The following is a 17803-nucleotide window of genomic DNA, read 5'->3' on the forward strand; positions in this document are numbered from 1 at the left end:
GGGTTCGCCGGGCTGCTCCCCGTAGGCTGGACGCATGGCGGAGAAGTCCTGGTCCCTCGGCCGCGCGCTGCGCGGCATGTTCGTCAAGCCCACGATCGACGACGACACCTGGGACGACCTCGAGACGGCCCTGCTCACCGCCGACTTCGGGCCCGACATCACCGAGCGCCTCGTCGACGAGCTGCGCGCGAAGGTCGAGCGGTATCGCACCACGGATCCGAAGGATCTGCAGCGGATGCTCCGCGAGACGCTCGAGGAGCACTTCGCGAAGTTCGACACGACGCTCAAGCTCACCGAGCGTCCGGCCGTGGTGCTCGTCGTCGGCGTGAACGGCGTGGGCAAGACGACCACGATCGGCAAGTTCACGAAGTTCCTCCGCGGCTACCAGCGGTCCGTCGTGGTCGGTGCGGCCGACACCTTCCGCGCCGCGGCGGTCGAGCAGCTCGGCACCTGGGCGCAGCGCGCGGGAGCGGCGATCGTGCGTCCCCAGCAGCAGGGGCAGGATCCGGCCTCGGTCGCCTTCCAGACGGTCGAGTACGCGAAGAACAACGGCACCGAGATCGTCATCATCGACACGGCGGGCCGCCTGCACACCAAGGGCGGCTTGATGGACGAGCTCTCCAAGATCCGCCGGGTGGTCGAGAAGCAGGCGCCGATCAGCGAGGTGCTGCTGGTGCTCGACGCGACGACCGGCCAGAACGGCGTGCTCCAGGCCGAGGCATTCCTCGAGCACGCCGGCGTCACCGGCCTGGTGCTCACCAAGCTCGACGGCTCGGCCAAGGGCGGTTTCGTGCTCGCAGTGCAGGAGCGCACCGGCATCCCGGTCAAGCTCCTGGGGCAGGGCGAGGGCATCGACGACCTCACCGGCTTCACGCCGCACGTGTTCGTGCAGGCTCTCGTGGGCTCCTGATCCGAGCCGATTCCCGGCACGCGCCGCGCGGACTACCGTCCCGCCCGCAAGGCTGGTTTTATAGGCCTATGGCGATCGAACACGACTTCTTCGGACTGCTGTCCTCGGGACCGGACGGATCGATCTTCTGGTCCGAGACGGTGGAGTTCGGCGACCATGCCCTCACCGTGGACCTGACCGCGCCCGACCAGGAGGACGTGTCGCGGGAGTCGCTCGACATCGCGGCCGCCTTCGTCTCGGGTCTCGAGGCCATCGACGACAAGGCCCGCCGCGGAATGCTGTCCGAGGTCGACGACCGCACCAGCGAGGTGACCGAGTACATCCTGCAGCAGCAGGAGGAGTACGGCGACGAGCTGAACGACTACCTCGTCGACGTCAGCGGCGACGCGGCCGTCGACATCATCCGGTCGTTGCGCCTGATGAGCATGACGCTGCTCGTGGACGAGCACGGCGGCAGCGAGCCGTTCGCGGTGCTCGAGTACGCCCTCGACGCCGACGGCGACGACGACGTGCTCCTGGTGAACTTCGGATCCGACGGCGCCGTGCTGTCGGTCATGAGCGCCGACTGAGGAGCCGGCCCGTCGGAATGACGAACCGCCGGACGGGAGTGGCCCCCCTGCTGCCCGTCCGGCGATCCGGGTCTCAGACGGCCTGCGCGAAGCCGAGGTCGGCGCCCTCGGCGATGTGCGCGAGGTGAGGCGGGATCTCCCGGCCCTTCGAGATCATCGACTGCGCCCACAGGCGGCCGGCGCGGTAGGACGATCGCACCAGGGGGCCGGCGAGCACGCCGAGGAAGCCGATCCGCTCGGCCTCCTGCTTGAAGGCGACGAACTCGTCCGGCTTGACCCAGCGCGACACGGGAAGGTGCCGCGGCGTCGGACGCAGGTACTGGGTGATGGTGATGATGTCGCAGCCCGCGTCGTGCAGGTCCTGCAGCGCCTGCACGACCTCCTCCGGCTCTTCGCCCATGCCGAGGATGAGGTTCGACTTCGTGATGAGGCCGGCTTCGTGGCCCTGCGTGATCACGTCGAGCGAGCGCTCGTAGCGGAACGCCGGGCGGATCCGCTTGAAGATGCGCGGAACGGTCTCGACGTTGTGCGCGAAGACCTCGGGCCGGGCGTCGAAGATCTGCCCGAGGAACGCCGGATCCGCGTTGTGCTCGTTCGCGAGCAGCTCGACCCCGGTGTTCGGGTTGAGCTCGTGGATCTTGCGCACCGTCTCGGCATTGAGCCACGCGCCGGTGTCGGGCAGGTCGTCCCGGGCGACGCTCGTGACGGTCGCGTAGCGCAGGCCCATCTGCTGCACGCTCTCGGCGACGCGGCGCGGTTCGTCCGTGTCGTAGGCGTCGGGCTTGCCGGTGTCGATCTGGCAGAAGTCGCAGCGTCGTGTGCACTGGGATCCGCCGATGAGGAAGGTCGCCTCCTTGTCCTCCCAGCACTCGAAGATGTTCGGGCAGCCGGCCTCCTGGCACACCGTGTGCAGGCCCTCGTCCTTGACGAGCGAGTGCAGCGCCTTGTACTCCGGCCCCATCCGGGCCTTGGTCTTGATCCACTCCGGCTTGCGCTCGATCGGCGTCTCGGCGTTGCGGATCTCCAGGCGCAGCAGCTTGCGGCCCTCGGGGGCGGCGCTCATGCGGCCACCTCCGTCGCGTACTCGGCGGCGAACGCCGCGGCGACGGCGTCGACGATGTCGGCGGGGGAGGTCTCGCGGCCGACGACCTCGCTCACGGTGGTCACTCCGGCGTCGGTGATGCCGCACGGGATGATCCCGCGGAAGCCCGCGAGGGTGTTGTCGCAGTTGATCGCGAAGCCGTGCATCGTGACGCCCTGCTGCACGCGCACGCCGATCGCCGCGACCTTGTCCTCGCTGAGCGGCCGGCGCACCCACACGCCGCTGCGGCCCTCGACCTGGTATCCGTCCACGCCCAGCGGGCGCAGCACGTCGATGAGCAGTCGCTCCAGCCGGCGCACGTGCGCCACGACGTCCATCGGCTCGGGCAGGCGCACGATCGGATAGCCCACGAGCTGTCCCGGACCGTGCCAGGTGATCTTGCCGCCGCGGTCGACGTCGACCACGGGAGTGCCGTCCTGCGGGCGCTCCTGAGGCTCGGTGCGCTTGCCGGCCGTGTACACGGCCTCGTGCTCCAGCAGCAGGAGCGTGTCAGGGCGCGAACCCGCGACGACGTCGGCGTGGACGCGTCGCTGCAGATCCCACCCCTCGAGGTACGGGACGTAGTCGGGGGCGAGGCCCACCGTCTGGATGTCGAGCATGACCGATCCTTCTGATCGAGTTGTTGAATGCAGTTCAACAATAGCCCCGAACGGCGGCGGGCGCGTCGCGCGATACGGTGGCGGGGTGAGCATCCCCGCCCGCGGCGTCGGCCGTCCCCGGGTCTCCTCGCGCGAGACGATCGCCGAGGCGGCCTGCGAGCTGTTCCTCGAGTCCGGTTACGAGGGCACCTCGATCGCGGGTATCGCGCAGCGGGCCGGAGTGAGCCGGTCGAGCTTCTTCAACTACTTCTCCTCGAAGAGCGACGTGCTCTGGTCGGGGCTGGACGAGCGCATCGACCGCGCCGTGGCGGCGCTGGCCGAGCCCGGCGCCGGCGAGAGTCCCGCGGCCATCGCCGCGGTGCTCGCCGCGATCCTGGAAGGACTGGAGCCGGATCCGCTCGCGCTCGCGTTCGGCAACGTCCAGGCGATGGGGCTGGCCGACGAGCTGCAGCGGGAGTCGGCACTGCGTCAGGGCCGGCTCGCCGCAGCCCTGTCCGCGGCTGCGCGGGATGCGGGCGTCGAGCGGATCCGGGCCGACGTGCTGGGCGCTGCCTACGCTGTGGCCGTCCTGTCGTCGTTGCGGGTGTGGGCCGAGGGGGGTGCGGGGCACGGCTCGCCGCTCGCGCAGCTGCAGCACGCCCTGCCGCGGATCACCGACCTGCACTGGGGCTGAGCGCCCTGCACGGGCGGCGGATCCGCTCGCGTAGAATTGCAGCACCATGGCTACTTTTGGCACGCTCTCCGATCGGCTCACCGAGACCTTCCGCAATCTGCGCACGAAGGGCAAGCTGTCCGCGTCCGATGTGGACGGCACCGTCCGCGAGATCCGCCGCGCACTGCTCGACGCCGACGTCGCGCTGCCGGTCGTCAAGGACTTCACCGCGAAGGTGCGCGAGCGCGCCCTCGGCGACGAGGTCAACAAGGCGCTCAACCCCGCGCAGCAGGTCGTGCAGATCGTCAACGAGGAGCTCATCGCGATCCTCGGCGGCGAGCAGCGCCGGCTGGAGTTCGCGAAGAACCCGCCCACGGTCATCATGCTCGCCGGTCTTCAGGGATCCGGCAAGACGACCTTCGCCGGCAAGCTCGCCAAGCAGCTGCAGGGCGAGGGGCACACCCCGCTGCTCGTCGCGGCCGACCTGCAGCGCCCCAACGCCGTGACCCAGCTGACGGTCGTCGCGGAGCAGGCCGGGGCCACCATCTTCGCGCCGGAGCCGGGCAACGGCATCGGCGACCCCGTGCGCGTGGCGCGGGACGGCGTCGAGCACGCCCACCGCCAGCAGCACGACATCGTCATCATCGACACCGCGGGCCGGCTCGGCGTCGACGCCGAGCTCATGAAGCAGGCGGCGGACATCCGCCGTGCTGTGGACCCGGACGAGGTGCTGTTCGTCATCGACGCGATGATCGGCCAGGACGCGGTGAACACGGCCAAGGCGTTCCAGGACGGCGTCGACTTCACCGGTGTCGTCCTCTCCAAGCTCGACGGCGACGCCCGAGGCGGCGCCGCGTTGTCCGTGGCCTCGATCACCGGACGCCCGATCATGTTCGCCTCCACGGGCGAGCGCCTCGAGGATCTCGAGCCCTTCCACCCCGACCGGATGGCGAGCCGGATCCTCGACCTCGGCGACATCCTCACCCTCATCGAGCAGGCGCAGAATGCGTTCGACGAGGCCGAGGCCCTCAAGGTCGCCGAGAAGCTCGCGACCCAGACCTTCACGCTGGAGGACTTCCTCGAGCAGATGCAGCAGCTGAAGAAGATGGGCTCGATGAAGAAGATGCTCGGGATGCTCCCGGGCATGGGCCAGATGAAGCAGCAGCTCGAGGACTTCGACGAGCGCGAGATCGATCGCACCGAGGCGATCATCCGCTCGATGACCCCGGGGGAGCGGCGCAACCCGAAGGTGCTCAACGGCTCCCGCCGCCTGCGCATCGCGCGCGGTTCCGGCATGACGGTGACCGACGTGAATCAGCTCGTGCAGCGGTTCGAGCAGGCCGCGAAGATGATGAAGACCGTCGCCCGCGGCGGCACCCCGAACATCCCCGGCATGGGGTCGGTGCCCGGCATGGGCCGCCCCGGCGCGTCGTCCAAGCGCGGCAAGAAGGGCAAGAGTGCGGGATCGCGCTCCGGCAACCCCGCCAAGCGTGCGGCGGAGAACTCCGGGCTCGCCACGAGCCAGGCGCCGAGCGGCACCGGCTTCGGTCTCGGCGGGCAGAAGGCCCCGTCCGAAGCCGACATGGCGGAGATCCAGAAGCTCTTCGGCAAGAACTGACCGCGGCCGCGGGGCATCGCGAGAAGCCTCGCGCATCGGAGACGAAGAAGCCTCGCGCATCGGAGACGAAAAGGCGGGCCCGGAGGATCGCTCCTCCGGGCCCGCCTTTTCGTCGTGTCAGATCACTTCACGTCTTCGTCGACCCAGTCCATCGACTTGGTGACGGCCTTGTGCCACAGGCGCAGCTGGCGGTCGCGCTCGGCGACGTCCATGCTCGGCTCCCAGCGACGGTCCTCCTGCCAGTTCGCGGACAGGTCGTCCAGACCCGTCCAGAACCCGACGGCGAGGCCGGCCGCGTAGGCGGCGCCCAGAGCCGTGGTCTCCGCGACCACCGGGCGCACGACCGGCACGCCCAGCACATCCGCCTGGAACTGCATGAGAGCGTCGTTCGCGACCATGCCGCCATCGACCTTGAGCTCGGTCAGGTCCACGCCGGCGTCGGCGTTGACCGCGTCGAGCACGTCGCGGGTCTGGAAGGCCACGGCCTCCAGCGCCGCGCGGGCGATGTGGTTCTTGTTCGCGTAGCGGGTGAGGCCGACGATCGCACCACGGGCGTCCGGACGCCAGTACGGTGCGAACAGACCCGAGAACGCGGGCACGATGTACACGCCGCCGTTGTCCTCGACCTTGTCGGCGAGCTCCTCGACCTGAGGCGCGGAGTCGATGATGCCGAGCTGGTCGCGCAGCCACTGGATCAGGGATCCGGTGACCGCGATCGAGCCCTCCAGCGCGTAGTGCGTCGGGCCGTCGCCGAGCTTGTAGCCGACGGTGGTGAGCAGTCCGTTCTTCGAGTGGACAATCTCCTCGCCCGTGTTGAAGATGAGGAAGCAGCCCGTGCCGTAGGTGTTCTTGCTCTCGCCGGAGTTGAACGCCGCCTGGCCGAAGGTCGCCGCCTGCTGGTCGCCGAGGATGCCCGCGATCGGGGTCTCGCGCAGGAGCGAGGAGTCCTCCGCCGCGCCGTACACCTCGGAGGAGGAGCGGATCGACGGCATCATCGACTTCGGGACGCCGAACGCCTCGAGGATGTCGTCGCGCCACTGCAGGGTCTCGAGGTCCATGAACATGGTCCGCGAGGCGTTGGTGACGTCGGTCGCGTGCACGCCGCCGTTCACGCCGCCGGTGAGGTTCCACAGCACCCAGCAGTCGGTCGTGCCGAAGAGCAGGTCTCCGGCCTCGGCCTTCTCGCGCGCTCCTTCGACGTTCTCCAGGATCCACGCGATCTTGGTGCCGGAGAAGTAGGTCGCCAGAGGCAGGCCGACGATCGGCTTGAACCGCTCGACGCCGCCGTCCGCCGCGAGGCGGTCGACGATCGGCTGCGTGCGGGTGTCCTGCCAGACGATGGCGTTGTACACCGGCTTGCCGGTGGTCTTGTCCCAGACCACCGCGGTCTCGCGCTGGTTGGTGATGCCGACCGCGGCGATGTCGTGGCGGGTCAGGTGCGCGCGCGTGAGGGCGAGACCGATGACCTCCTGGACGTTTGCCCAGATCTCCGAGGCGTCGTGCTCGACCCAGCCGGCCTGCGGCAGGATCTGCTCGTGCTCCTTCTGACCGGTGGCGATGATGCTGCCCTTGCGGTCGAAGATGATGGCGCGGCTCGAGGTCGTGCCCTGGTCGATGGCGATGACGTAGTCAGCCATGTGCTGTTCTCCTTTGAATCAGGGTCGGGTTACTTCACGAGGTGCAGCAGCACCGGTGCGAGGAGCGCGGCGAGGACGCCGCCGATGAGCGGGCCCACGACGGGCACCCAGGAGTAGGCCCAGTCGCTCGAGCCCTTGCCCTTGATCGGCAGGATCGCGTGCGCGATGCGCGGGCCGAGGTCACGGGCGGGGTTGATCGCGTAGCCGGTCGGACCACCGAGGGAGGCGCCGATCGCGACCACGAGGAGGGCGACCGGGAGCGCCGTGAGCGGGCCGAGGCCTCCGGGCGTGCCGACCTTGACGTCGCCGTAGTCCGCGAAGGCGAAGATCACGAAGACGAGGACGAACGTGCCGATGATCTCGGTCACGAGGTTCCAGCCGTAGGAGCGGATCGCCGGGCCGGTCGAGAAGACGCCGAGCTTGTTGGCCGGGTCGGGCTCGTCATCGAAGTGCTGCTTGTAGGCGAGCCAGCACAGGACGGCGCCGATGATGGCGCCGAGCAGCTCTGCGCCGGTGGCGACGAGGAACATCGTGAAGGTGATCTTGCCGGCGACCAGCAGGCCGATTCCGACAGCCGGGTTCAGGATGGCACCCGAGTACGCCGAGACGAGCACACCGGCGAAGACTGCCAGGCCCCATCCCCAGTTGACCATGAGGAATCCGCCGCCGTTGCCCTTGTTCTTGGCGAGGGCGACGTTCGCGACGACGCCGCAGCCGAGCAGCAGCAGCATCGCCGTTCCGACCAGTTCGGACAGGAAGTACAGTCCGAGATTCGGTTCAGTCATGTCTCCATTGACCTTTCGCAGACATCGGCCCCTCTGCCGATGCGGTGTTCGAGATGGACGCCGATGAGGGCGGCGGTGGAACCCGTTACCCGTGGGTGCGGGCGGTGAGGGAAAGTCCGTGCCGGGTGTTGAGCAGCTCCCGGGTCAGGTCGATCTCGCGCGCGGTCCTGGCGCGATCCCAGCCCTTCAGCGGAGCCAGGGCCTCGGCGACCTCCTCGAGGATCTCCTCGGTGACGTCGCCCGTGAAGGCCAGGCTGGTGCGGCGCAGGATGACGTCCTCGAGGCGCACGATCAGCTCGTTCTGCACCATCCACTCCAGCTCACGGGTGGACAGCTGCCCGGCCGCGAGGGGCGCGTCGGGACCCTGCTCGACGTACTGCCACACGTCCGCGGCTCGGGTGCCGTAGCGCTTGAGCAGCAGCTCGGCGCGCTCTCCGGCGCCCGCGAGGTGCGCCGAGATCCAGGCGGCACGAGCGGCATCGTTCTGCGGGTAGTCCTTGCCGCCGCCGATCGCCCGTCCCAGCGTCGAGACGACGCGGGTGCGGCCCAGCAGCTCGAGGATCTTGTCCGAGAGCGACTCGCCGAGGGCGCGGAACGTCGTCCACTTGCCGCCCACCAGGCTGAGGTGGGGAACGGCGTGGCTGTCGTCCACCTCGACGCGGTAGTCGCGCGAGACGAACCCCGGTGCCGTGTCCTCATGGCGGGGGAGGGGACGGATCCCGCTGAACCGGTACACGATCTGGTCCCGGTTCACGTCGATGCTCGGGAACACGTGGTGCACGAGGTCGAAGAAGTAGTCGATCTCCTCCTCGGTGCACAGCGGCACCTCGCGCGGGTCGGCGTCGATGTCCGTCGTGCCGACCATGACCTTGCCCTTGAGCGGGTAGATGAGCACGATGCGACCGTCGGAATGCTCGAAGAAGATCTCACGGCCGCGGGTGGCGGCGAGCAGTTCGGGGTTGTCCAGCACGATGTGCGAGCCCTTGGTGCCGCCCATGAAGCGGGTCAGCTCGCCCATGGCCTCGTTCGTGAGGTCCGTCCACGGGCCGGAGGTGTTGACGACGACGTCCGCGGCGATGGGGAACTCCGTGCCGCTCTCGCGATCGCGCACGAGCACGGCGTCGCCGTCGTGGCCGATCGCCTCGACGTAGTTGAGCGCGTGTGCGCCGGGGTGCGCGGCGCGGCCGTCCTGCAGCACGTCCAGAGCCAGTCGCTCGGGGTCGTGCATCGAGGCGTCGTAGTAGGTCGCCGTGTACTTGATCTTCGGATCCATCGCGGGAAGCTCGGCGAGCGACTTCTTGCGGCCGAGGAACTTGTGCCGCGGAACCATTCCGCCGTCGCGCGAGAACGTGTCGTAGATGGTCAGGCCCATCTTGATGAGGAAGGCCCCGCGCTCCTGCGGCTTGCCGGACTTGTGGGTGAGGAAGCGCAGCGGTGCGGACAGGATCCCGGAGAAGGTCGAGTAGATCGGGATCGTGGTCTCGAGCGGCTTGACGTAGTGCGGCGCGATCCTGATCAGGCCGTTGCGCTCCGTCACCGACTCCTTGACGAGGCGGAACTCGCCGTTCTCCAGGTAGCGGATGCCGCCGTGGATCATGTGGCTGGAGGCCGAGGACGCGCCGGAGGCGAAGTCGCCGCGCTCGACGAGGACGACGTCGACGCCCTGCAGGGCGAGGTCGCGGAAGGTGGAGATGCCGTTGATCCCTCCGCCGATCACCAGCACCGTGGTGCGTCCTGCCTCGCGCACCTCAGTCACCTCAGGGCGTTCCGCGGCGTTGTGGATGTGATCGGTCATCATCGTCTCCTTCCCGATTTCTCACAGCATTCCCCCAGCCGCCCTTATGGTCAAGCAAGCTGCACGAATGTGCAAGAATCGCCTGAATCGATATGTAAAGGGTCCGAAATGTCTGAACGGAAGCGCCAGTCGAAGGCCGTCGCGGCTCTCACGGCCGCCCGCCTGTACTACCTGCAGGACAAGACGATGGACGTGATCGCCGAGGAGTTCGGCACATCGCGATCCTCCGTGTCACGCCTGCTGAGCTACGCGCGCGAGGTGGGACTCGTCGACATCAGGATCAACTCGCCGCTCGAGCACGCCGGCGAGCTCGAGCAGCAGCTGCACGACCGGCTGCAGGTGACCGCGCACGTGGTGCCGATGCCCGAGAGCGTGACCGAGGTGGAGCGGTTGGAGCGCGTGGCGCTCACCGCCGGGCGGCTGCTCACCCAGGTCATCGACTCGAACATGGTCGTCGGCCTGGCGTGGGGCTCCACGATCAGCGCGGTCAGCCGCGAGCTCGGACAGAAGGAGACGCGGGGCACGACGATCGTGCAGCTCAACGGCGCGGGCAACACGCTCACCAGTGGGGTGGAGTACTCCAGTGAGATCCTGCAGCGCTTCGGCTCGGCGTTCGGGGCGCAGGTGCAGCAGTTCCCCGTGCCGGCGTTCTTCGACGACCCGCGCACGCGGGAGGCGATGTGGCGCGAGCGCAGCACGCTGCGCGTGCTCGACCTGCAGGCGAAGATGGATCTCGCGGTGTTCAGCGTGGGCTCGCCGAGTGCGGAGGTGCCGAGCCGCGTGTACGTGGGCGGCTATCTCGGCCGGGACGACTACCGGAGCCTGCGCGAGGATCGGGCGATCGGCGATGTCGCGACCGTCTTCTTCCGTGCGGACGGCACCTGGAAGGACATCGCCGTGAACGCCCGGGCGACGGGTCCGGGACTGGACCGGCTGCGCCGCGTCGCCCGGCGCTTCTGCGTCGTCGCCGGCGCCCAGAAGCTGCCGTCGCTGCGCGCGGCGATCGGGGCTCGACTGGTGACCGACGTCGTGCTGGACGAGGGGCTCGCCCGTCAGCTCGTGGAGGGGTGAGGCGGCACCGCGGGCCGGGGGTCAGAGAGTCTCGGGTCCGGAGCGGAATTCGCGGATGAGGTGATCGACCACCTCGTGCAGGTCGCCACCGGTCGCATCGGCGACCGCCACCTGTCGCTCGTAGCTCGCGCCACCCTCGAGGATGTCCGCCACACCGGCGAACTCCGCGGAGCACTGCAGATCGGCCGCGACGGGAGCGAGCCGGTCGAGTTCATCCGCGAGGTGCGCGCGCACCGAGCGCTGTGCGCCGCCGGGGGCGATGATCACCTCGGCGTCGAGACCGTAGCGCGCCGCGCGCCACTTGTTCTCGCGGTGGAACCAGGGCGCCAGCACGGGAAGGACGCGTCCTTCGTCGAGATCGCGGGAGAACGACTCCACCAGCACCTGAGTGAGCGCAGCCACGGCGGCGAGCTCGTGCAGCGTGGACATCCCGTCGCAGGCGCGCACCTCGATGGTGCCCCAGCGCGGCGCGGGGCGGATGTCCCAGCGCACCTCGGTCGCGTCGGACATCACGCCGGTGCGGGCCATGTCGTCGAGGTACGCCTCGTACGCGGCCCAGTCGGGGAGCGGCCAGGGGAGCCCCGCGGTGGGGAGCTGCTGGAACACGAGCGCGCGGTTCGAGGCGTAGCCGGTGCGCTCGCCGGCCCAGAACGGGCTGGATGCGGCGAGGGCCTGGAGGTGGGGCAGATAGGAGGTGAGCGCGCCGATGACCGGCAGCACCTTGGCGCGGTCCTCCACCCCGATGTGCACGTGGATGCCCCAGATCATCATGTTGCGACCCCACCACTGGGTCTTCTCGATGAGCGAGTGGTAGCGCGTCTTGTCCGTGACCTGCTGGTCGTACCACTGCGCGAACGGGTGGCTCCCGGCGGACAGCAGCTCGATGCCCGCCGGATCGGTCGCGGCCCGGACGGCGGCGATCGCGGCGGCGATGTCGCCGACCGCGGCGGACACGCTGGATCCGACCCCGCTCGTCACCTCGATCGTGTTCGTCAGCAGTTCCCCGGTGACGGTGTGCCGTTCGTCCGCGCTCGCCTGCTCCAGCTCCTGCAGCAGCTCGGGGGCTCGGCCCACGAGATCACCCGATGCCGGGTCGGCGAGCATGAGCTCCCACTCCAGGCCCACGGTGGAACGCCGCGAGGAGGCGAACTCGATCGGCATGGGACCTCGATTCGGGAGGGGAGATCGTCGGCCAATGATCGCACGCCCGGCGCTAGCATGTGCCGTATGACGTTTTGCGACGGGTTCAGGGCATGAGCGCCGGGTCCATTCTGGTGCCTGCCGAGAGTCTGCGCGAGCAGGTCGAGCGCATGATCGCCGCACGGATCGTGTCGGGGGAGACGCCGCCGGGGGAGGTGCTCACGGTTCCCACTCTCGCCGGTGATTTCGGGGTGAGTGCGACGCCGGTGCGCGAGGCGATGCTCAATCTCGCCCGCCGCGGCTTCCTGCGCCCGATCCGCAATCGCGGCTTCCAGGTCACGGAGGTGTCGCCGGAGGAGCTGAATCAGCTCACCGACGTGCGTCTGCTGCTGGAGGCGCCGCCCATGCGCCGGATCGCCGGCACGGTCGGTGCGCCGTTGGAGGCGGAGCTGCGCGCGCTGGCGGATCGGATCGTCACCGCGGCGAAGGACCGGCAGTTCGAGGAGTACCTGGAGGCGGACACGGCGTTCCACCTCCGGATCCTCGCCGTGACCGGCAACCAGAAGCTGGTCGAGACCGTCCGGGAGCTCCGTCAGCAGACGCGGCTGGTCGGGCTCGTCCAGCTGGCGGACTCCGACACGCTCGTGTCCACCGCGCGGGAGCACGCCGAGCTCGTCGACCTCCTGGTCGCGGGTGACGGCGAGGGCGCCGAGCAGCTGATGCGCCGGCACATCGGACATGTGGGCGGCGTCTGGAGCGGGCACGAGGAGCACTGAGAGTCCTGCAGGCAGGACCGATCCTTCCGGCTCGGACGCCGAGCAGGTAATATGTCACGTGTTATAGATCACTCGTGCGGTCACGCAGCCAGGAGATCCGCCATGCACATTCAACGCTCATCGCACCTCCGTCCTGCTCGGCGACGCGACGGATGAGGACGAAGATGTCACCCCGGACGCCGGGGTCCGTGCTCCGCTCCGCAGCGGGGAGGAAGCGCGGATGAAGGTCGTCGTGATCGGCGCCGGAGCCATCGGCGCGGCGTGCACGCTGGCCCTGGCCGAAGCGGGCGCCGAGGTGGTCGTCATCGATCGCGCAGGGGTGGCGGGGGAGACCTCGAGCCGGTGCGAGGGCAACATCCTGGTCTCGGACAAGGAGCCAGGACCCGAGGCGGAGCTGGCGATCGAGGCGAACCGAGCATGGCGGACGCTCGCGGAACGGCTCGACGCCGAGCGGGTGCCCGGCCAGCCGGCGACGGAGTTCGAGGCGAAGGGCGGCATCGTCGTCGCGTTCGGCGCCGGCGCCGAGGCGCTGGGATCCTTCGCCCTCTCGCAGCGCGCCATCGGCATCCGCTCCGACGCGCTCGATGCGCGGGCACTTTGCGAAGCGGAGCCGCACCTCAGCCCCGAGATCGCGTTCGGGATGCACTACCCGGACGACGCGCAGGTCCAGCCGAGTCTCGCGACGCAGGCCATGCTGGCGCGCGCCGTGCACCTCGGCGCCCGCCTGGTGGTCGACGAGGTCGTCGCCGGCGTCGTCGTGGCCGGCCGTGCTTCAGGGGTGCGCACCCGCGCCGGCGCGATCGAGGCAGACGCCGTCGTGAACTGCGCGGGTCCCTGGTCGGGTGAGGCGGCGGCGCTGTTCGGCAGCATCCTGGACATCCGGCCGCGCCGCGGCACCATCCTGGTCACCGCGGCGATGCCGCAGCGGGTTTTCCACAAGGTCTACGACGCGGACTACGTCGGCGCCGTCGGATCCGGGGACGCGGCGCTGCAGACGTCCACCGTCGTCGAGTCGACGCCGTCGGGCACGGTGCTCATCGGATCCAGTCGCGAGCGCGTCGGCTTCTCCGACGAGGGCCTGCTCGCCCCGTTGTCGGAGATCGCGGCGAAGGCGCAGCGCGTGTTCCCCTTCCTGCGCGACACCATGCTGCTGCGGACCTATCACGGGTTCCGGCCGTATGCGCCGGACCACCTCCCCGCGATCGGCGCGGACGCCACGGTCGCCGGGCTGTTCCATGCGGCCGGCCACGAGGGGGCGGGCATAGGCCTGGCCCCGACGACGGGCGCCCTCATCGCCCACGCCCTGCTCGGCACGACGGCGCCTCTGGACCCGACGCCCTTCCTGCCCGCGCGGGCGACGCTGCAGGGGGCGGACGGCCGGGGCGCCGACGGCCGGGGTGCGCAGCCGGGTGCGCGGCACGGGAAGGGGGTCGCGGCATGAGCGTGCGGATCACGGTCGACGGGGTCGACCTGGAGGGACGGGACGGGCAGACGATCGCGGGCGTCCTGCTCGGCGCGGGGCGACGCACCTGGCGCACCACGGCGGGTCAGGAGCGCGGCATCTTCTGCGGGATGGGCATCTGCCAGGACTGCGTGCTCACGGTCAACGGCGTCGAGGGCGTGCGCGCCTGCCAGCGCGCGGCGTGCGACGGCGACGTCGTCGAGCGGGAGGTCCGGGCATGACGTCGCGACGCGTGGTCGTGATCGGTGCGGGGCCCGCCGGTCTCTCGGCCGCCGCTGCGGCCCTCTCCGCGGGGGCGGAGGTCACCCTGCTGGACGAGGGCGAGCGCATCGGCGGGCAGTTCTGGCGCCATCATCCGGAGCTCACGGATCCGCGTCTGCAGCACCAGACCGGCCGGTTCCGTCGACTGCAGGACGAGATCGTGGCAGCCAGGGTCGTCTCCTCGGCCGTGGTGTGGCGGATCGAGCCCGGGGCACCCGTGCGCGTGCACGTCCTCGTCGGCCCCGCGGATGCCGCGCAGCGGCGGGGCGAGACGATCGAGGCCGACGCCCTCGTGATCGCCACGGGTGCCCACGACCGGGTGCTGCCGGTGCCGGGCTGGACGCTTCCCGGGGTCGCCTCGGCGGGCGCGGCGCAGGCGCTCGCCAAGCGGGACGGCGCACGGCTCGGATCCCGCACCGTCGTGGCGGGCGCCGGCCCTTTCCTGCTGCCCGTGGCGCAGAGCATCGGCCTCGTCGGCGGCGTGGTCGCCGAGATCGTGGAGGCGGCGGCACCCGGCGCCGTGCTGAGGGGCTGGGGGCGCCGTCCCTGGGAGCTCGCGGCCGCCGCGGCGAAGGCGGGGGAGCTCGCCTCCTATCTCGGATCCCTCGCGGCGCGGCGCACGCCGTACCGATTCGGCGCGGCGGTCACCCGCATCCACGGCGGCTCCGCCGTCGAGGCCGTCACGGTGCAGCGGATCGACGCCGACTGGCGCCCGGTGGAGGGCACGGCGCGCACCGTGGAGTGCGACTCGGTCGCGCTCGGTCACGGCTTCACGCCCCGGCTCGAGGCGGCGATCCAGGCGGGCTGCGAGATCGCGCCCGACCGTTTCGTGCGGGTCGGTTTGCAGCAGGAGACGAGCGCGGTCGGCGTGTACGCGGCCGGCGAGATCACCGGCATCGGCGGTGCCGATGCGGCTCTCGCCGAGGGTGCGGTCGCGGGGCTCGCGGCGGCGGGCGTCGCCCCCGCCGATCTCCGGTACCGCCGCCCGCTCGCCGAGCGTCGCCGGATGCGCGCATTCGCCGGCAGGCTGGCGACCCATCGGATCGGGGCAGGCTGGACCGGCTGGCTGGATGCGCAGACCGTCGTCTGCCGGTGCGAGTCGGTGCGCAGGAGCGCGCTCGACGGGTTCGCCGGCGCGTCGTCGCGCGCCGTGCGTCTGGCGACGCGGGTCGGGCTCGGCGCCTGCCAGGGGCGCACCTGCGGACGCAGCGTGGAGGAGATCGTCGGCGAGACGGTGGGGTTCGATCGGCGCCCCGTGCTCGGTTCGGTCCGCGTCGGCGAGCTCGCTGCGATCCGGCCCGAGAGCGGGGCCTGACGGGGCCCCGCCCCTTGATATCGGCAAGTAGTGGGTGATATGTTACGTATTACCGAGGACGAAGTCGTCCTCGGTGCGACTTCCGGTCGGACGTCACGGCGACAGCCGGAACGGTTCCCGGATCCTGGACGAGAATCGGCCCTGAGCGGCCACGAGCAGAGAGCACGGACAACGCAATGACTGAGCAGACCATGGATCTCGGGGGCGTCGTCGTCGCCACGACGCTGGCCTTCACCGAGGACGCCGCGGCCCCGGCGGGGCTCGCCGTGGACTACGACAGGTTCGGCGAGCACGTCGACTTCCTCATGTCGAACGGCTGCCGGGGCGTCGGCCCGAACGGCTCGCTCGGGGAGTACTCGTCGCTCACCGACGAGGAGCGGCGCAAGGTCATCCAGGTCGCGGTCGACGCGGTCGACGGGCGGGGCATCGTCATCGCCGGTGTGCACGGCGTGGGGAGCCACCAGGCGCGGAAGTGGGCGGAGCTCGCCCGGGAGGACGGTGCGGACGGTGTGCTGCTGCTGCCGCCGACCCTCTACCGCGCCAACGAGGGCGAGGTGGTCGCGCACTTCGCCGAGGTCGCGAAGGCGGGTCTGCCGATCATGGCGTACAACAACCCTTACGACACCAAGGTCGATCTGGTGCCGTCGCTGGTCGCCAAGCTCGCCGACATCCCCGAGGTCGTCGCGATCAAGGAGTTCTCCGGCGACGTGCGACGCGTCTACGAGATCAAGGAGCTCTGCGACATCGACATCATCGCGGGCGCCGACGACGTGCTCTTCGAACTCATGGTCAACGGAGCGGTCGGCTGGTTCGCGGGGTACCCGAACGCCTTCCCGCGCGAGGCGGTGGAGCTCTACAACCTCTGCAGGGACGGCGAATGGCACCAGGCGAGGTCGCTGTACGAGCAGCTCGTCGCGGTGTTCCGCTGGGATTCGCGTACCGAGTTCGTGCAGGCGATCAAGCTTTCCATGGACATCTGCGGCAACTCCTACGGCGGCCCCACGCGGCCGCCGCGCGGCCCGCTGAGCGCGGAGCAGCACGCGCAGGTGACCGCCGACACCGAGCGGGCTCTCGCTGCCCTCGCCGCCCGCCGCGCGGTGGTCGCCTGATGCGCACGAGCCGCATCCTGCACGCGGTGGACGCGCACACCGAGGGCATGCCGGTGCGGGTCATCACCGGAGGAGTGGGGCGCATCCCCGGCGAGACCATGGGGGAGCGGCGGATCCACGCGATCGAGCATCTCGACGGTCTCCGCCGCCTCCTCATGAACGAGCCGCGCGGGCATGCGGCGATGTCCGGTGCGCTGCTGCAGCCGCCGGCCCGCGAGGACGCCGACTGGGGTGTGGTCTTCATCGAGTCCTCGGGGTTCCTCGCGATGTGCGGGCACGGCACGATCGGGGTCGCCACCGTCCTGGTCGAGACCGGGATGGTCGAGGTCACCGAACCCGTCACGGAGATCCGGCTCGACGTGCCCGCAGGGCTGGTGATCGCACGCGTCGCGGTCGAGAACGGCCGGGCGACCGCCGTCACCATCGAGAACGTGCCCAGCTGGGTGGAACGGCTGGACGAGCGGATCGACGTGCCCGGCTACGGCGAGATCGGATACTCGGTCGCCTTCGGCGGCAACTTCTACGCGCTCGTCTCGCTCGACGACGTCGGCCTGCCGTTCGATCGCGCGCACAAGGACGAGATCCTCCGCTGCGGCCTGTCGATCATGGACGCGATCAACGCGCAGCGGCCCCCGCACCACCCGGAGATCGACGGCACGGACCACGTGCACCACGTCGAGTTCATCGCGCCGGGATCGGACGCGGTGCGGTCACGGCACGCGATGGCCATCCACCCCGGCATGTTCGATCGCTCGCCCTGCGGGACGGGTACGAGCGCGCGGATGGCCGAGCTGCACGCGCGCGGCGAGCTCGCGCTGGACGCCCCGTTCGTGAACGAGTCCTTCATCGGCACGGAGTTCACCGGACGGCTGATCGGCGAGACGACCGTCGGCGGACGCCCCGCCGTCATCCCGACGATCACCGGGCGCGCCTGGATCACCGGCACAGCCCAGTACATGCTCGACGAGAACGATCCGTTCCCCGAGGGCTTCGTCTTCTAGG

General features: G+C 70.2%; 17 protein-coding genes. 11 read left to right on the forward strand and 6 right to left on the reverse strand.

The window, feature by feature from the left end; genetic code table 11:
* Positions 1-34 precede the first annotated feature (34 nt).
* Both ftsY and WFJ17_RS17580 read left to right on the forward strand, forming a co-directional pair.
* Positions 35-910, forward strand: a complete 876-nt coding sequence (ftsY, locus tag WFJ17_RS17575) for a signal recognition particle-docking protein FtsY (protein ID WP_292888385.1) — start codon at positions 35-37, stop codon at positions 908-910.
* Between the two features lie 68 nt (positions 911-978).
* On the forward strand, positions 979-1479 hold the full coding sequence (locus tag WFJ17_RS17580; protein ID WP_251440824.1) for a DUF2004 domain-containing protein: 501 nt from the start codon (positions 979-981) through the stop codon (positions 1477-1479).
* 73 nt (positions 1480-1552) lie between these two features.
* Here the strand turns inward: WFJ17_RS17580 and lipA are convergent, their stop codons facing one another.
* Together lipA and lipB are read right to left on the reverse strand one after the other, a co-directional pair.
* Positions 1553-2542 (reverse strand): lipoyl synthase, encoded by a 990-nt coding sequence (lipA, locus tag WFJ17_RS17585; RefSeq protein WP_251440821.1) that lies wholly within the window; start codon positions 2540-2542, stop codon positions 1553-1555.
* Entirely contained in the window at positions 2539-3180 is a 642-nt protein-coding gene (gene lipB, locus WFJ17_RS17590; RefSeq protein ID WP_251440804.1) for a lipoyl(octanoyl) transferase LipB, read from the reverse strand. Before lipB ends, lipA begins: the two co-directional genes overlap by 4 nt.
* Positions 3181-3265: 85 nt before the next feature.
* Between lipB and WFJ17_RS17595 the strand changes: the two genes are divergently transcribed.
* Both WFJ17_RS17595 and ffh read left to right on the forward strand, forming a co-directional pair.
* Complete coding sequence (locus WFJ17_RS17595; protein ID WP_336649080.1) at positions 3266-3853, forward strand: TetR/AcrR family transcriptional regulator; 588 nt, start codon at positions 3266-3268, stop codon at positions 3851-3853.
* Between the two features lie 46 nt (positions 3854-3899).
* Complete coding sequence (gene ffh / locus WFJ17_RS17600; protein ID WP_336649081.1) at positions 3900-5450, forward strand: signal recognition particle protein; 1551 nt, start codon at positions 3900-3902, stop codon at positions 5448-5450.
* A 122-nt stretch (positions 5451-5572) separates the two neighbouring features.
* Here ffh and glpK read toward each other — a convergent pair whose 3' ends face one another.
* The 3 genes from glpK to WFJ17_RS17615 form a co-directional block, all read right to left on the reverse strand.
* Positions 5573-7087 carry a glycerol kinase GlpK gene (glpK, locus tag WFJ17_RS17605; protein ID WP_295034396.1) on the reverse strand — a complete coding sequence of 505 codons (1515 nt, stop codon included), beginning with the start codon at positions 7085-7087 and terminating at the stop codon, positions 5573-5575.
* Positions 7088-7116: 29 nt separating this feature from the next.
* Entirely contained in the window at positions 7117-7872 is a 756-nt protein-coding gene (locus WFJ17_RS17610) for an MIP/aquaporin family protein (protein ID WP_251440775.1), read from the reverse strand.
* 85 nt (positions 7873-7957) lie between these two features.
* Positions 7958-9667, reverse strand: coding sequence for a glycerol-3-phosphate dehydrogenase/oxidase (locus WFJ17_RS17615; RefSeq protein WP_251440760.1), 1710 nt, complete (start codon positions 9665-9667; stop codon positions 7958-7960).
* Between the two features lie 108 nt (positions 9668-9775).
* On the opposite strand from WFJ17_RS17615, the gene WFJ17_RS17620 reads away from it, so the two are divergent.
* Complete coding sequence (locus WFJ17_RS17620; RefSeq protein ID WP_336649082.1) at positions 9776-10738, forward strand: sugar-binding transcriptional regulator; 963 nt, start codon at positions 9776-9778, stop codon at positions 10736-10738.
* A 21-nt stretch (positions 10739-10759) separates the two neighbouring features.
* Here the strand turns inward: WFJ17_RS17620 and WFJ17_RS17625 are convergent, their stop codons facing one another.
* On the reverse strand, positions 10760-11899 hold the full coding sequence (locus WFJ17_RS17625) for a glutamate--cysteine ligase (protein ID WP_336649083.1): 1140 nt from the start codon (positions 11897-11899) through the stop codon (positions 10760-10762).
* Positions 11900-11991: 92 nt separating this feature from the next.
* Between WFJ17_RS17625 and WFJ17_RS17630 the strand changes: the two genes are divergently transcribed.
* The 6 genes from WFJ17_RS17630 to WFJ17_RS17655 all read left to right on the forward strand — a co-directional run bounded on the left by WFJ17_RS17630 (position 11992) and on the right by WFJ17_RS17655 (position 17802).
* A complete protein-coding gene (locus tag WFJ17_RS17630; RefSeq protein ID WP_336649084.1) occupies positions 11992-12654 on the forward strand; it encodes a GntR family transcriptional regulator in 663 nt (220 codons plus the stop codon).
* Between the two features lie 220 nt (positions 12655-12874).
* Complete coding sequence (locus WFJ17_RS17635; protein WP_336649085.1) at positions 12875-14095, forward strand: NAD(P)/FAD-dependent oxidoreductase; 1221 nt, start codon at positions 12875-12877, stop codon at positions 14093-14095.
* Positions 14092-14337, forward strand: coding sequence for a (2Fe-2S)-binding protein (locus WFJ17_RS17640; protein ID WP_295034400.1), 246 nt, complete (start codon positions 14092-14094; stop codon positions 14335-14337). The genes WFJ17_RS17635 and WFJ17_RS17640 overlap by 4 nt, the downstream gene beginning before the upstream one ends.
* On the forward strand, positions 14334-15692 hold the full coding sequence (locus WFJ17_RS17645) for an FAD-dependent oxidoreductase (RefSeq protein WP_336649086.1): 1359 nt from the start codon (positions 14334-14336) through the stop codon (positions 15690-15692). The genes WFJ17_RS17640 and WFJ17_RS17645 overlap by 4 nt, the downstream gene beginning before the upstream one ends.
* Before the next feature lie 176 nt (positions 15693-15868).
* Positions 15869-16801, forward strand: coding sequence for a dihydrodipicolinate synthase family protein (locus WFJ17_RS17650; RefSeq protein ID WP_251440671.1), 933 nt, complete (start codon positions 15869-15871; stop codon positions 16799-16801).
* Positions 16801-17802 (forward strand): proline racemase family protein, encoded by a 1002-nt coding sequence (locus WFJ17_RS17655; RefSeq protein ID WP_251440667.1) that lies wholly within the window; start codon positions 16801-16803, stop codon positions 17800-17802. Before WFJ17_RS17650 ends, WFJ17_RS17655 begins: the two co-directional genes overlap by 1 nt.
* The last annotated feature ends 1 nt before the right edge of the window (position 17803 follow it).

Source organism: Microbacterium sp. MMO-10, from assembly GCF_037148715.1.
In the GTDB taxonomy this organism is placed as follows: Bacteria; Actinomycetota; Actinomycetes; order Actinomycetales; family Microbacteriaceae; genus Microbacterium.